Genomic DNA, 14,936 nt, shown 5'->3' on the forward strand with positions numbered 1-14,936 from the left:
CCCGGAGAGTCTTGCGGATTCTGGTTATTCAGTTCCTATATTTTTGTGACCCATGTACCACTCGCGCAGAATGTCGCATGACCATCTTGAGAGAACGCCCATGCGCCATTTACAAAACACGCTCCTGCAGGAGCGCTCGATGGTCCGAAATAGTCGCCAGTCAAATCTATGCACGTCTGATTTGCGGTGCCTACGCTCAGCCCGGTGCAGCCGGATGGTAAAGTGGCGCCGCCGTTGGCATTGGCGTTTCCGATGTAAGTTGGGCCTGCCAACCACTGCTGGGAGCCAGCAATATTGATTGGATCGCCTTCACTATAGGTCTCGAAGGATGCATACGGATGCGTCGTGTTACGCCAAATGCTGTAGAACACATTGTGCGCCGTGTTGGAAACGCCCAACTCGTTTAGCAAATAAGAGTTCGCGGGAATGGTGGCATTGAATTCAGTGATGCCAATAGAGCTAGGAGTACTAATTTCTAAAGCCGTAGAGGTTCCACTATTAGCGAGGTTGGTTGTTCCAAAAAAAGAGCAGTCTGATATGCATTGTCCAGAAGAGGGTGGGTAAGTCACAAAACTGCTAAATGTCATGGCTGCAGGCGCGGCTACGGCAGCCAAAGGGATATAGTTGTACGACTCGATCCTTGAAGCCACGAACGCATGCCCTGGCGCGTTGGGGTGAACATTGTCCGAAGATAGATAAAGCGAGTTCGACCATCCTACCGAGGGATCGACCACGTTAGAATAGTTGGCGTTGATGTAGGCATTCAAAGCAGTTACATTGACGCCTGCATTGGCTGGAATCGACAGCATATTGATGACAGTGACCCCGGCAGCCTGAAGAGCAGCCACGATCGCAGCATAATTGGCCTCGGTGGTTGCTATCGGCACAGCGAACCCCACATCGTTATACCCAATGCAGAGCACCGCATACTTAGGGGGTGAGGCTAAAATATATGGGAGATCAGCAAGTAGGTCGGTAGTAATATCGGCCTGCCCGGCATACACTGCGGTCGGCCCGAATTGCTTCATCAGCGACCCGAATCTCTGGTCCACTGTTACCGAATTGAATCCATAGGTCTTACTATCTCCAAGGAAAGCAACTCGCGGATTGGGTGGCTGCCTCGAAGTGACTTTCATGTTCAAGATGGTGTAAGACCCACCCAGATTCCAGATGGCAAACTTGGAGCTATTCGGCTCATAATGCGTGCCCGCAGTCATCGGATCGGTGTAGGTCAAGGAGTTGTGCTTGTTCTGTGTGTAGTTGTCGTAAACAACCGTGATGACGTTCACGCGTTGCGAATACACCAATCGGATCGTATCCCCGGGGGCCATGCATGTAGGGTTGGCAGCAGTTGAGGTTCCTGGAATCTGAGATCCGTTGTAGAACAATCCCAGCCCATCCGTAGGTGTATTTTCACCCTGCAAAAACGCCTGAACCGAATTCGTCGTCTCCGTGCTTGACCCCAGTTTACCGATTGCAATGCCATAGTTCGAGGATCCGAAGGTGCAAAACGCTCCCCCTGGCTGACTCCCATTTACTTGAAACGTCACCTCAAAATCGACTTCCTGATCGTTATTATTGCTGCCGTTGAGTGATATATAGTTCGTGGCGAACGAACCGGTCGCACCGCTCATCGTAATTTGGTTGTTGACTGTGCTGAACTGAGAGCCGACTTGGGTGAAGGCGGCTAAATTCGGCCAGAAGGATTGGTGATAGTAAACTCGTCCAAAATTTCCAAGATTCGAGGCTGGATAATTGAAGACGGCCGCAGATGAAGTGGTGGCGAAAAGAGATTGGCCAGGTTGCGGGGTACCTGAAACAGAAACTGCAGAGTTTCCGGAGAAGTAGCCTGAACCACCAAACGTAATTGGAGTTGTGCCTAGATATACTCCTGCGGGCGACTGCACACTCTGGGTATAGGTACCGGCTGGAATCCAGTAGCCGAATCGTCCCTGCGCATCTGCCGTGATCGGCTGCGTTAGGGGAATGGTCATCGCTTGGTCCTGGTAGATCGTCACCAGATTTGTGCATGGGGTCCCGACTGCGGGCGAGGAGCAGACAGAAACAATAGAGTATGGCAGCGTATACATGGGAGCCTGTGCGCCAGCGGGAACATTCGATGCGGCGGTGAACACATTCGAGTCGTAACGGACTCCCTGCGCGTGAAGTGGGACCGGCAGCAGGAACGCGAACAGAAGGGCTTTCAGCTTCATGAGATCCTTTCGGGCGATAGAAAGAGTGGCCAATGCTAGAATTCGCATCAGAGGTCGGAACCATGTTGATTGCAGGTTTTGGATCTAAAGTTCGTGGCTTATTACGCACTTGGATGAAAAGTCCATGCCCACTATGCGGCAAGCGGGACGGGTCCAAACCCTCATATAGAGAGTGCGAAGAATTCAACAAATATGCGGCGGACTACGGTTTCTAAGAGCTGTAGGGATACGCCCTACTGATTGTTCTGCGAATTCGCTGCGGCGGCTGCACTCGCGAACGGATTGGTGACTCCCAAGGGCTGCGCAATCGGCCTCATCAGGCGAGCAGCTGGGTATTGCGGTAGCGGGACGGCCATAGTGGCTGGATGAAATAACGATGCGACCTCGACGACCCTTTGTTCCAGCTTGCCCGATCCATTCGGGTTCGAATCCTGGCCGAACAAGTTGGAAGTGTTCGCGATGTCGCGCAGGCGCTCGTTCTGGCCAGTCGTGAACAGCTCCGACCGGCAGTCTGCCGGATGCGATTGAACCTGGTTCCGAAGGTCTTGAAGTTGAGAGACCCTTCGTTAGTTGTCTTGAGCGCGCCCTCTACCGTGCCCCGACGCGCTGGGATGAGTCTGCTCAAAGAAGACATGGTGAGCCATGAGCTAAAGTGGTTTTGCTCCAATGAAGCGTATCTCGAATACAAGGCCCGATGCCAAAATTGGCTAACTTAGAAACACCCTTCTGCATAGAGATAGCATCGCTGAACACCCTTTTGAGTCACGGGTACTCTGTCCATCCATAGATATTGCTCGCAGGCGTTCCTCTATTGGGGAATGCAGCTGGGGCCAAAGACTTCAAGGTCACCGGTGGCTCCTGAAACTTCTGTCCGGTATCTTCTGCGTTCGCGTTTGAAGTGTGGAAGAAACGCGGATCATACCCGAGCACTCTCTGAGCCTCCTGTCCAGCCGTCCGAGGTGCGAACCACGCAGCATTCGCTCCGGCATCGGGTGTACCAGGATAGCTCCGCCCCGCAATCCTCGATCCAGATGCGTCGGAGGGTATACGTTGGGTCGTGAAGTTCCGCGACTGCGACGCCGTAAATGGAGGTTGTGGATCATGCAAAGAGATGACTCCTGGATCGGTTTGGTATGGGCTACCTTGCTCGCCTACCCGACCGTTAACTTCATCAAAAGGGTTTACAGAATCTGTAGTCTTATAATTCGTAGCTGCTCGACCGCTCTCCATGAACGAAGGAACCGGCCTCATGTTGCCGATATTTCCGAGTAACCTATCATGACCCGCGCCACTCTGGAATAGATCCGGACCTAAACTGGGCGTATACAGATAACGAGGGTTGTAACTCTCCGGATTCCTATACATCGGGAGAGATATACTCTGAGGTGCGAACGAGAATTGCTCTAGTACTGGGAGTTACGAGCACCAACTTGTAGCTCGATATGAATGAAAGAAAATCAAGGACATGGTTAACGCCCTAACCATGTCCTCAACAACTCCAAAGACAAGCAGCGGTACGTTAGCCTTTTATGCCGCACCTGCTCCCGCCTCCGCTGTATTCAACCCCGAGTTCACGACATCCTTCAGTGCATTCATCCCCAACTGACTCCACGGGTTCTGTATCTGGGCTGCCTGTCCGAGCGCCTGATTCGAAATCCCTTGCTCGCCCAACTGAGCATTAACGTTCTGCCCATAGAGGCTCGACAGCCCCGCCAGCCCTTCCCCCTGCTGCTTCTGTTGCAGGTTCGCATTCGCAACATCTGTCCCGATCGCGTTCTCCGAGTTCTGCCGCATCGCATTCTGGCTTGCAGCATCGAGCACCGCCGCGCTTCCACCTGCATTGCGAGTCCGTGCAGCCTGCAGCCCCGCCTGCCCCGTCACTCCGGCATTCGATCCACCCAGCGACTGCTGCGAAGCCGTATTCATCTTCGCCAGATTCGTCGCCCCATACCCCTGTGGATTGAACGCCATCGCGGAGTAGGCAGGCGCAAGCGAACCATATAACCCCGCCGCATTACCGCCATAACCTGCCGCAGCAGTAGTCGCTGTCCCACTATTTGCCAGATCGTCCGACTTAACTCCCGATGATCCCATCTCACTTCACCTTTCTATGCCAGTGTGCCCAGCCATTACCTTGTACCCACCCAAACGTTCTGCGCAGGCGAGCCCCAAATCGCTTACTGAGATCCGGCTGTATAAAAGCCACCACCCGCGTAAAACCCAGTGACTTAATCTCTTGTTCGACAACGCCATGCAACTCTGTAAGCGCCTGCAGCCGCCACCGCGGCGTTGCCCATGTTGAATCGGACAACAACGTCATACAGGCCATCGCCTCGGCCCCGGCAAACATCACCACACGGTCTTCGTCATCGACGAAGACATAAGCCGCAATCAAGTCCTCGAGCTTCGGAAGGCCCCACGTAAAACCTCGCGCCTCATAGATCTCTTTCAACCTCGGAAAGTCACGAGTCTCAACTGGCCTTGTTCTCATAGCCCGCCTCGAAGTTGCCCTCATCGCCGCGTGGGCACTTTACCATTCACTGACCGATAAGGCTGCGAGCCAAAGCCCTGCGCCGTCTGCGTCGCGCTGCCAGTCCCGCTGCCCATTCCCTGTTGCATCGCAGGCCCACTCACACGACCACTGCCCACTACAATCCCTGGCTGACCACCGTGATACACCGGCTCACTCGAGGCGGAGCTTCCATAAGCGCTATAGGCTCTCCAATAAAGCGGCCCCTGCCCAAGATTGCCGCGCCAATTACGCGCCGGCCCCAGATGCACCGTGTGTGCGCTCTGAAAATTTGGTGTCTGCGCATACTCCAGCATGTAACTCGATCCGCGGTTGAACGCCGAGTGGTCTGTAATCTGCGCGTCGAAGATACCGTTCTGTTCAACGACATTTAGACCCGCAATCTTTGGCGGAGGCGGCGTCACGCTTGTAGGATCGGCATTCACCTGCTGCGCAACGTTATTATGCGCATTCACAATATCCGTCAGGGCCTCATGCAGCCGCGGGTCGACCGACCTAATATAAGCCATATTGCGAGGACTTAGTTGTGCCATGAATAAAGCTCTCCTGAAACACGAAGGACACCCAAATTGCGCAAAACTACTTTGCGCAACCTTGGCGTCCTTCACGTACTCTGCGTTTGCAGTGATTGTTGCCAGGCCCGGCCTAGTTAAATCACTTGGCTGGCCCTAAAAACTCCTGTGGCATATTGTCTTTCGTGCGAACGCCTACCCCGGTAAAGTTATGGTCTGGACCTCTGACCTGGATTCCCCAGTTCGCCAAACTATCATCCGACGTATCACCATATCGTTGATAGCCAACTGCAACCTGCCCATGGATCTTTGAACTCGAAAACATGAGAGTTCCCTCCCCGTCTCCAACGGTCCCCATATCTATTGCCCGCGTTCCAAGGCCGTCTAGAATGGTCAGTTCGCCTTCCGGCGTATAGCTCTCTGGAGCTTGCTTCACATCTATTTCACGCAATGCAACGATAGGCGCCATCTTGCTCGAATTCATAACGAGCGACACATCTCCGTTATCTTCCAGAGCAAATCTGGCACGAACATTCTTGCTGCCATCTACGAGTTCAAGCCCCTTAGCCTGGATCACCGAATCGGAGGACCACACCGTTGCAATTGGAGGGGGCTTCTCCTTCATATGGACCGCAAGGTACGCTCCCACAAAACCGCTCCCGAGGCAAGCGAAGAGCAAGCCGGCCACATACAACATCGTCATCTTCATCGTTACTCCTTGGGCTTGCAGCCGCGTAAAATCCATTGTGTAATTTCGTCCGTTCCATAAGGGTCTTTGCGAACCAACCCATCGTGTGCGAACGTTCGAAATACGTGAGGGTCGTCCCATCCTGTGCACCTATGAATATTCTCATGATCCAGGATGGCGCCCTGCCTCTCAGGAGTATCTGTGAAATAATCCGGATATAGCCTTGTTACTCGTCTAGACATTGGCCCAGTATTGTCAGTATTCGCTTCAACGCTGGAGAGACCCATAGGGTTCGTAGCTGGATCTGGGTATTGCGTATAGGTAGCATTGTGCATTCTATTTAGAAATGTACCCATTGAAAACCCCGGAATCTCACGCGAAAAGGGCACCTTACAAGAATTAAGTAGCGGCTGTGTCGCGTCCATTCTCTGCCTGAGTTGCTGGCCCGTCAACGGTGCCACCTTTGGCATTTGTGGGGTTCCAATCATTGGTCGCACAGTACTACCACCCAGGCCTTGCTTTGCTTGCCCGGAGGGTTTGGGGAAGTTTTGAGCATTATTGTTCGGACCTGCCGGTGGTATGTTCTCCGAAAAAAGCACCGGTGAAGCTGGCGAGTCCTGCGGTGTAGAGGGGGAAGCTATCGCCGTCTGTGCCCGTGCGTTATCGTCTTGCGTATCTTCCGTCTGCCCATCCGTGTCATTGGGCCAATCGTTGGCCCGGCGACACAGATATCCTGCGCGATAGAACGTACCTGATCTTCCAAGCATCTTTTCTTCCCCCGGTCTATCTTCGCAATCGAAGCCTCCTCTAAAACGCCCCGCGCACCGGAATCAACGCATCCGGCCGAACGCTGAAGACCATCTTGTTCAACTGCCAGAACGAAGGCCCGCCGGTAATCGTGGCCTGCCCTTCGACGCGGAAGAAGCACCGCGTAGCCAGCACATTCAACCCACACTCTACATCGAACATACTCACAGCCTGCAGCGGCAACCATGGCGTTGGAGCCCACGCATTCGCCAGGTTCTCAGGCAGAGGAACCAGCCTCACCTGTCCGATGCCACCTACATTCAACGCAGCATAGGCAAAGAGCTTGCGATGCATCCCCAACTGCAGGTTGCGTTCATTGTCCGTTCCAGTAAAGGCATAAGTCGTATAACTCGCCTGGAACGGCCCTGTATCATCGTCAATGCCCTGCTGATCATTGGCCAGCTTGTAGAGATTAGCTCCGGCAAAGCACATCTGACTGGAGCCATCGGGCAGAATCAACAACCCTCCAAACACGGCTGAACCGGTCCATGTCGTCCACTTACGCACGACATCAGTTGAAAGCACGCGCCCCGCAAAACTAACCTTGATAGGCCCGCTGCCATCGATAGCAGCCGCGGTATTCAGCTCGCGGTAGTCGAGCACATATGTCTGCCGCACACTCCCGGCAGTCACTAGTGCATAGATCCGTCGCACCACAGGATCGTTCACCACAACTGTAAGTTGTGGCGTGGAGATCTCATCCCACAGCCCCTGCACCTCCTGCGAGATCTTATAGACCGCACCACCCTCAAACGCGCGTAGCCCCGTATCCGATGCCCATACAAACCAATCCTCGCCTGCGCTGTCGCCCCAGACTGAAGTTGCCCCGCAGAGCGTCGCAACTTCGGAGACATCCCAGGATGAAGGTTCCGAGCCAGCCGAGTCCTGCGTCTCGTAAAGCGAACCGTTCGGGCCAGTCGTCAGCATGCACAGACTGTCGCGATGTTTTTGAAAGGTGCGCACTGGATTGGAATCAGAATCCGGACCAATGATCCCGGTCACGCCGTCGATTCCTTCTGGGTTGTTTACATAAGACATCCGCGCATATGTGAGATAGAGGTTATCGGTATAGTCGAGCTCCATCTCATCGAGCACAACGATCTGTCCTGCGTTGAGACCGCTTGCATATACATTCAAGACGGTGTCGGGCGTGATCTGCGCGGCAGTCATCGCTGAAAAGTCAGCCTGTGCGAATTCCGTTGTAGAGCCGATATTGATGGTCGCGGTGGCTAGAACGCCAGTCGAGTTCACAAGCTGCGCAACAACGCTTCCACCTGTAACTCCTGATTGGATCCAGCAGCGAAAGGTGTATTGCGTCGAAGGCTGCAGGATGGCCACGAAGTAGGAATCCTGATACGCCGACTGCGATATGCACCCGAGTTGGTTTGCTGTGCCATCCCCGGTTATCTGCCATGCGCCGCCAGCGTCGACTGGCGGCGTTACGAGCTGACCTCCAGATGTCACAACTGACCATCCGAGCGGTACAGTAGGCGCGGTCGCAAGAAAGCCGCCATCGAACCCCATATTGACGAGGTTCGGAATCTTGTTGCGCTCACCCCACCAGATCATACGATCGGCATAAGAGAAGACTCCGAGACATGGGCCAAGAACAACCTGGTTGAAGAGGTTATTGCCCGGGATGTCGATAGCGGTTGCTCCAAAGAGTGCATTGTCGCTGAAGTCAAGGATGATCGACGTGGTCGAGTTGTCCTGAATCAGCGTTGCTGTCGAGGTCACTTGGCCATTCAGGGAAGCAGGAACCGGGATGTAGAAGTAGTTTCCTCCTGATGCACCCGTGAACGCCAGAATGCGCGCAGTTACATTGGATGGGCCTATTGGTATTCCGGTAATACTTAGGTACTGACCACCGTTTGCGATGAATTGAACCGAAGGCGAAGGCCCGGTGATAAAACCCTGCCGTGTCTGAAAAAGCACTACCATCTGATGTGTCCCGGGCGAAGCCTGCCCGAAAGGGGTCACGGTTCCTATTGCGGTAGTTGATCCATTTGGACCCTGTTGGGCATAGTAAAACTCGGTATCACTGACAACCTGGCTGACATAAAATGTGCCTTCCCAAATGAAACCCACCGTACCGGTCGACCATGTTCCATCGGAATAGTTGACGGCGATATAGAAGGTGGTGGGAGTGGGGCACGACTGCACCTCAAAATAGCTCGGTGTGGTTGTGTTGTCGGGGATTGGCCATGAAACCGTGATGCTTCCCGTGCCTACCGTCGCGTTTATGACATCCGGATCTGTGGACGTGATGGGGACCTGAACGTATGAAAGCTGATTCGGCGAAGGCACCGATTGAACCGTAAATGTTCCATTGAAGGTGAATGTGGTCGAACCCGTGGAGGTCAAAACGCTCACAACCTGAATAACGCTTCCCGGCCCTAGCCCATGATCGTCAATAGTGGTGAGAGTCGTCAGACCTGCAACCCATTGGACTCCGGAGATGTCCGAAATCAGTCCCGGCTCGACACCCTTGATCGATGCGAATATGCCTGGCGACATCCCGTTAGGTTCAACAGTTGTAACGAGTGCCTGCCCCGGATTCGTCTCATTATCGATGACGATGGACTTTATGATGCCTACCGTGCTCGCAGCGGATAAGGTGTAGTACACCTGGATTGTGTACGGGCCCTCGATAAACACGCGAGAGTTGTCCGTTGTAACCGCCATAGAGAACCCAAAGCTCGGATCGTTCACTACAGAAGGAATAAGCGCCGCTCCCCATGCATCTCCCGAGCTGCCATAACTTTCCGGTGTATAGGTAGTAGTAAACGGCGTGCTAGGAGTCTTGGCGGTGCCCAGCAGTGCGCCTGATTGCCAGAGCGACACCTGAGAGAGAACACTCGTGGTTGTGGACTCCGAAATCAACGCCGCTGATACGACAACTCCTAGAATGGTCGCGGTGTTCGGAATTGAAAACCCAAATCCGGAACAAACCATATCGCCCAAAGCTGTAGTGACAGGCTCATTGATGGTCTCGAAATGACTAGTGGGAGTTCCGCCGGGAATAAGCTGCCAATCGTTGATGGCGAGCAAGGTATTCGCATTGTTTGTCTGATTGACCGTGGTGGAATTGGAGTCTGGAATGCCAGAAATCTGAGCCTGGTAGCCGACTTTGAGGCCATGCGCTGTTGCCGTCGCGCAGAGCACCTGATTGTTGTTTCGGACTAGCGTGTTTCCAGACGACGTCATCTGTACAGCCGGAAGAGGGACACTCTGTACGGCAGCGCATGCGCCGGGCCGATCTTGCGTGACGCGATCAAAGTATGTCCCATCCCACTGGCGCGGAATATCTTGCCCCAGATTGCCGTCAGAGATGGCGAAATACTCGCGCCCGAAGGCTGTCACCGATTTCGCGCGGTTCCCTGCTGCGGTCGATCCGATCGCAGCATAGTTTCCTAAGTCATCGACCGTGCGGAACATGCCATCCTCGCCAAGTTCGATAGTTACTGGGATACTTGTCGGCGGGACATAGGTCTTGGCATAGATCGGTGGAGATGGTGGCGCAGGAAACACAGCCTTGCGTGAAGGACGCGTAAACACGCTTCCCGGAAGATAGGCCACATCAACATTGGCCGGCGACACTCCCTCTGGAAGATCCGAAGGCGCAAGTTCCGTATCCAGCGAGCCGAATAGATCAAGCGAGAGATCTACAGCTCCAGCAGCATTGTCCATAGAGTCTCCTTTTAACGTTTGCTTTTCTTTCTGTCATTCGCCGTGAGCGCAGTCGAATGGGAGGGAATCTGCTGTTGTTCCTGCTGTTGCCGTTGCCTGTTCCTCGCCGTCATCCTGAGGCGTAGCCGAAGGACCCCCGCATTGGAGCTGCCACCAATGCGGGCTTTTGGGCATGGCAGACAAACTGATCCACGATGCAAACTCAATAATTACTGGCACTCCCACGCACTCGCCCATAAGGCTTACGCCTGCGCGAAAGCCTCTGCTTCACCCTTGCAATGCGGATAGTCATCTTCTGCACCGCATCATCACCCTTGCTCATCAGGTCGGACGCCGCAGTCGATCCGCGAGCCGCCGCAAACTCCGCGGCAATATAGAACCCCATCGCCCGTTGGCACCGCAGAATCCCAAGCTGAGCCTCGGGGTCATCCGGAATATCGGGCAAATAGGCGTAGTACCGCAGAAGCACATCATTCAGCTGAGTCGCCCCTGTAAAGTACAGGCTGTCGTCCTTCCAGTCCCATAAACGCAGCCGCTGGCCCTGCACAATGCGCGGCAACCCATCGGTAGTCTGCTTCATAGGAATGAAGTTCCCAATCATTCCCGTCTGCCGCTCATGCAACCGCATAGGTTCCATCAGGTCCTGGGGCAGCAACGGTGACGGCCAAAGCAGTGAACCATCATTGCTTCCCGTATAGCTCACACTCACCTGCACTGCGGGGTCGAGCGAAGAACACACCGGCACCTGCGGCAGAATCACTTCGCGCTCCAGCCGCGGAGCACCGGCCTCTGCAAGCTCATCCTGCAACTTGTGCCAGGCCGAGTTCACATACTCCAACGTGTAGGGCTGCGTCAGTGCAAGCAGATTTCCGTCGAGCGTCTGCGCAGCATCATTGGTGTAAATTCGTGCCAACCGCAGCACATGGTCCAGCGTTGGATAAGGTGAACGCAGTGGCAGTTCAACGAGTGGCATGGTGTATCTCCTAAACTATCGATAAACTGCGAGAAAACAAGGATCGATGCAGCCTATCTTCGATTCGCGACTCGCAGCTCTTGGCTAATCCTTATTTCCTCGAACTGGAGCGGGATACTCCAGCGGCCAAAGCTCACGGCACTTAGTTAAGTCGAACGGAGCCTTGCACTGCGGGCAACGCGGCAGCGTCGGCTTCACAAAAGCCCCACAGCCATGGCAATCGCGCATCTCCACCGGCTCTGCATTGACCCAGTCGCGATGCTGCTTCAGATAGTGCGCCGCCTTGCGATGGATCGACTGGATCTGTGCGAGGCCGCTATCTCCCTGCAGTGCAAGCGCATCACCCGCAGCCAGCACCTCACGCATCTTGGACGTAAGCTTCTCACGAGCCGCTGCCAACTCCGCCCGCGTAGGCTTCTCACTCTCCGAGAGAAACACCCCCCACGCACTCAGGTCCGCACCATCGCGATGGCCCACGTTCAAAATCGCCTTCGCAACATCCGCACCCGTCTCATAGGTCCACCCCAACGTACCTTCGCCACGATCGAACTCGTCGAAGAATTCGCCCTTCACCACAAGAGGTTTGGAGTAAGTCTCCCCCGGCTCACACGCCGGCACATGGAACGTACCCAGCGATCCCAACCCCCGCGTGTGCTTCATCTCATAAATATTGAAGATATAAAGCGGCGGATTGCGCTTCAACGACTCCGGAATAGGCTGACGCGACCGCTTATTAAGCCCACCAACGGCTGAAGCTACTTCATTTGCTGTGATCATAAATACCCTTTCATTAGGTAGTGAGTATCGGCAAGAATCCGGCCCCCATCTTCGGCGAAAATTCGGGTGCCCCATCTTCGACGCGCGTTCTTTGCGCGGCTAAGGTGGGCATCGGGCGAAGCCCGACCGCTCCTGCCCATGTCTGCTGCAGCTATAGCGTTCGCCCTATTACAACGATGTACTAAACGGAAGCTCTTTCGTGCCATGCCCACTTGAGAAGCCACAAAACCGCACCTCAGACGAAGGCCCCCCCGTCTACGGCCTAACCTGGTGCCCACCCCGTCTTCCCAACCCCGGCCTCTTCCGCAACAAGTCCTCATGAGAAAGATCGACCCGAACATCCTCCGGCCGCTTATCTTTCGAGTGCCCACCAAAGCCTGAGAACGCCGCACCGCGCATCGCTGCAGTCTGCACGTCATCTACGGCATCGGAGATCTTCTGCCTCTGCTCCAGCTTGCGATCTTCCTCACGCTGCCTGAGAGCGAGTTGCTTCTCAGCAGCGCTATGCAGTTTGCCGCGCTCGATCAATTGCGCGACTAACTCCATCACCTGCGCATTGCAGGGCACGCCCTCACCTAACGCAAACGAGAAGTTGTAATAGCCATACGCGGGATAAGGCCCAAGAATGCTCTTACCGCTTTCAACGTCAAAGTTCTTGATCTCCCACTCCGCCCGCGACATGCCGCCGGTATCTTCTTCGACCGGCAACCACTTCTCCAGCACCCATTGCTCGCCGAGATTCGGATACTCCGGAACCTGCTCCTCATAGCTCCAGATCAGCTTCTGCGGAGCCCACACCGCGCGATAGATATTCTCCCCAAAAGGATTCTGTCCAAACATGCGAAGAACACGCTCCGCAGCATCGCTCTTGGGACCAACGTAGTCATTCCGAATCAGCATGAAGGCTCTCAGTTCTCTGTTGTAGCGATTCTCGTTTTTGCCGTTGCTTTTGCTTTTCTAGTTGTCATTCCCGCAGGGAACCTGCTTCTGCTCTTGCTCTTGCTCTTGCTTTTCTAGTTGTCATTCCGAGCGCAGCCGAGGAACCTGCTTCCTCCCGTTCTTCGCCCGTCGCACCACAACAACCTAACCAGGGGCACGGCTTTCACCGCGCCCCCTGGCAAAGCCGTTAGTACCCCGTCGGAATCTGCAACCCATCCAGATAAGCCCCAAACCGCGGGCCATCCATACAAATCTGCATACCCGTAAACAGGTAGAAGATATTGGAGGTCTGGATACCACCGGTCGAGTCATACGTCGGGAAGATGGTTTGCCCATCCACGTCGTAGTAATCCATCGCCCGATTCTCCGCTCGGAACCAGTGGTCAGGAGCCAGCAGATCGATACGTCCCGGCTGCGCATGGATAGACACCAGCGTCGAACGCCCTGCGATAGTCGTAGGTGCATTCTTCTTCAGCATGTCCTGCGAGCTCGAACCCGTAACCTGGTTCGTAATCACCTGAGACACCACCGTGCCTACCTGCTCCCACGCCGCCTCCTGGTCGAGCCCCAGATGGAAGAGCATGGAATCCTTCGCACCTGTGCTCGCACCCAAAGCACGCCGCTGCTTCTGAATTAGCAGACGAACCAGCGCCGGAGTAATCGCCGAACCACCCGCGCCAACGTGCGGCGTATCGAGCTTGCCAGGATAAGTCGACCTCTGCAACTGCATCCACGTGCCCACATTCGAGTCGACATGGTGGTACTCGATGCCGAACAACGAAGAGGCCGCCGTCCCCGGAGCACCGTCAATGATGAGCAAGTCCCCAGCCGTGGTTCCAGTGGGAATATTGCCGGTCAGGTTCAGCGCCTTGTTGTTCGCATCCACCGACTGTATCGTAACTGTGCCGCGGTTAGTCCCACCCAGACCGGAGAAGATCTGGATGTCCTGGTTGTCATAAAACGCATTCGCATTGTTGACGATAATCTGCGTCCCCGTTGCGCTCACGACTGAATCGAGCGTCCCCGACCCATCCGTGTTCAGAAGAGCTTCCACAAAGGTGCGGAAACCCTCCATCGCATTCTCGAGCTCAGCCTTCGCCGCATTCTCAACTGCCTTCTCCTTGCTATCGGTCGAGATCTCGGTGAGATAACTCATCTCCGACGCAAAGGCCAGATAGACCGGCGTAGCCTGCGCAACGTCATACGTAGTACCGGAGCCACGGCCAAGGCCGCCGCCATCCGGGTTTACCTGGCGAGCCTTACCACCCGCAAGGATCTTCAACGGGATGCGCATATTACGCGAGGAGACCTTCTCCACATCCCGCTTCATGATGCGATCGAACAAAGAGTGATCCTGCTGATAGAGCAGAGGAACTTTGTCGCGCACCTTTTCCAGCTGCAAACCGAGGGTTTGTGCATTGACCTGAGCCATATTTTTCCTGTGATTCGTTTGAGCTTGCCAGTCACCAATTTCGCCCATACACGGGCCAGCCTTGGTTCTGCTGAGGAGTTAGACTATGCAGCAATCACGCGTTTGAGCAGGTTCGCGCACCTGGCCTGTCTACAGGCTTCTTTGCGGCTAGTCCCGGTTTTACTTCAGGGTGTCCGTATCCCTGCGACTCACCACGAATCTTGAACGAGCATGAAGCACCCGCCACATCTACAGCCACTGCCGTAGAGCTTCAGCTTCTGCTTTAGGTCGTATCGACATATAGCTGGAGTCTAAGCCAGGCGCAGGGGAGAGCGGTACATGAGCGGAAGGCTTCGAGTGTTCTGCAGTATCGAGTACTGAAGCGGCGGAAGTGTT

At 54.8% G+C, this 14,936-nt stretch carries 11 protein-coding genes; all 11 read right to left on the reverse strand.

The features are described 5' to 3' along the window. Positions 1–35: 35 nt before the first annotated feature. The 11 genes from GSQ91_RS09965 to GSQ91_RS10015 all read right to left on the reverse strand — a co-directional run bounded on the left by GSQ91_RS09965 (position 36) and on the right by GSQ91_RS10015 (position 14,561). The gene (locus GSQ91_RS09965) at positions 36–2,213 is read right to left on the reverse strand and encodes a GDSL-type esterase/lipase family protein (RefSeq protein ID WP_158821413.1); all 2,178 of its coding nucleotides are present in this window, start codon (positions 2,211–2,213) and stop codon (positions 36–38) included. Between the two features lie 762 nt (positions 2,214–2,975). Continuing rightward, positions 2,976–3,320 carry a hypothetical protein gene (locus tag GSQ91_RS09970; protein WP_158821414.1) on the reverse strand — a complete coding sequence of 115 codons (345 nt, stop codon included), beginning with the start codon at positions 3,318–3,320 and terminating at the stop codon, positions 2,976–2,978. 420 nt (positions 3,321–3,740) lie between these two features. Next, the gene (locus GSQ91_RS09975; RefSeq protein ID WP_158821415.1) at positions 3,741–4,307 is read right to left on the reverse strand and encodes a hypothetical protein; all 567 of its coding nucleotides are present in this window, start codon (positions 4,305–4,307) and stop codon (positions 3,741–3,743) included. 1 nt (position 4,308) lies between these two features. Then, the gene (locus GSQ91_RS09980) at positions 4,309–4,704 is read right to left on the reverse strand and encodes a hypothetical protein (protein WP_158821416.1); all 396 of its coding nucleotides are present in this window, start codon (positions 4,702–4,704) and stop codon (positions 4,309–4,311) included. Between the two features lie 20 nt (positions 4,705–4,724). Next, positions 4,725–5,276 (reverse strand): hypothetical protein, encoded by a 552-nt coding sequence (locus tag GSQ91_RS09985; protein WP_158821417.1) that lies wholly within the window; start codon positions 5,274–5,276, stop codon positions 4,725–4,727. 121 nt (positions 5,277–5,397) lie between these two features. Then, positions 5,398–5,964, reverse strand: a complete 567-nt coding sequence (locus GSQ91_RS09990; RefSeq protein WP_158821418.1) for a hypothetical protein — start codon at positions 5,962–5,964, stop codon at positions 5,398–5,400. 786 nt (positions 5,965–6,750) lie between these two features. Continuing rightward, a complete protein-coding gene (locus GSQ91_RS09995) occupies positions 6,751–10,440 on the reverse strand; it encodes a hypothetical protein (RefSeq protein ID WP_158821419.1) in 3,690 nt (1,229 codons plus the stop codon). 202 nt (positions 10,441–10,642) lie between these two features. Further along, positions 10,643–11,413: a hypothetical protein gene (locus tag GSQ91_RS10000; protein WP_158821420.1), complete on the reverse strand. Its 771-nt coding sequence runs from the start codon at positions 11,411–11,413 to the stop codon at positions 10,643–10,645. Between the two features lie 84 nt (positions 11,414–11,497). Further along, on the reverse strand, positions 11,498–12,190 hold the full coding sequence (locus GSQ91_RS10005) for a hypothetical protein (protein ID WP_158821421.1): 693 nt from the start codon (positions 12,188–12,190) through the stop codon (positions 11,498–11,500). Positions 12,191–12,445: 255 nt separating this feature from the next. Then, the gene (locus GSQ91_RS10010; RefSeq protein WP_158821422.1) at positions 12,446–13,090 is read right to left on the reverse strand and encodes a hypothetical protein; all 645 of its coding nucleotides are present in this window, start codon (positions 13,088–13,090) and stop codon (positions 12,446–12,448) included. 226 nt (positions 13,091–13,316) lie between these two features. Further along, positions 13,317–14,561: a hypothetical protein gene (locus GSQ91_RS10015; RefSeq protein WP_158821423.1), complete on the reverse strand. Its 1,245-nt coding sequence runs from the start codon at positions 14,559–14,561 to the stop codon at positions 13,317–13,319. Positions 14,562–14,936: the final 375 nt, after the last annotated feature.

This window comes from Granulicella sp. S156, from assembly GCF_009766105.1.
Lineage (GTDB): Bacteria > Acidobacteriota > Terriglobia > Terriglobales > Acidobacteriaceae > Granulicella.

What these genes read in the sequence shown, in the direction of transcription:
- GSQ91_RS10015 (WP_158821423.1), bottom strand. Translation starts at nt 14,561, where the DNA reads ATGGCTCAGGTCAATGCACAAACCCTCGGTTTGCAGCTGGAAAAGGTG.
- GSQ91_RS09965 (WP_158821413.1), bottom strand. Translation starts at nt 2,213, where the DNA reads ATGAAGCTGAAAGCCCTTCTGTTCGCGTTCCTGCTGCCGGTCCCACTT.
- GSQ91_RS09995 (WP_158821419.1), bottom strand. Translation starts at nt 10,440, where the DNA reads ATGGACAATGCTGCTGGAGCTGTAGATCTCTCGCTTGATCTATTCGGC.
- GSQ91_RS10010 (WP_158821422.1), bottom strand. Translation starts at nt 13,090, where the DNA reads ATGCTGATTCGGAATGACTACGTTGGTCCCAAGAGCGATGCTGCGGAG.
- GSQ91_RS09980 (WP_158821416.1), bottom strand. Translation starts at nt 4,704, where the DNA reads ATGAGAACAAGGCCAGTTGAGACTCGTGACTTTCCGAGGTTGAAAGAG.
- GSQ91_RS10000 (WP_158821420.1), bottom strand. Translation starts at nt 11,413, where the DNA reads ATGCCACTCGTTGAACTGCCACTGCGTTCACCTTATCCAACGCTGGAC.
- GSQ91_RS10005 (WP_158821421.1), bottom strand. Translation starts at nt 12,190, where the DNA reads ATGATCACAGCAAATGAAGTAGCTTCAGCCGTTGGTGGGCTTAATAAG.
- GSQ91_RS09990 (WP_158821418.1), bottom strand. Translation starts at nt 5,964, where the DNA reads ATGAAGATGACGATGTTGTATGTGGCCGGCTTGCTCTTCGCTTGCCTC.
- GSQ91_RS09975 (WP_158821415.1), bottom strand. Translation starts at nt 4,307, where the DNA reads ATGGGATCATCGGGAGTTAAGTCGGACGATCTGGCAAATAGTGGGACA.
- GSQ91_RS09985 (WP_158821417.1), bottom strand. Translation starts at nt 5,276, where the DNA reads ATGGCACAACTAAGTCCTCGCAATATGGCTTATATTAGGTCGGTCGAC.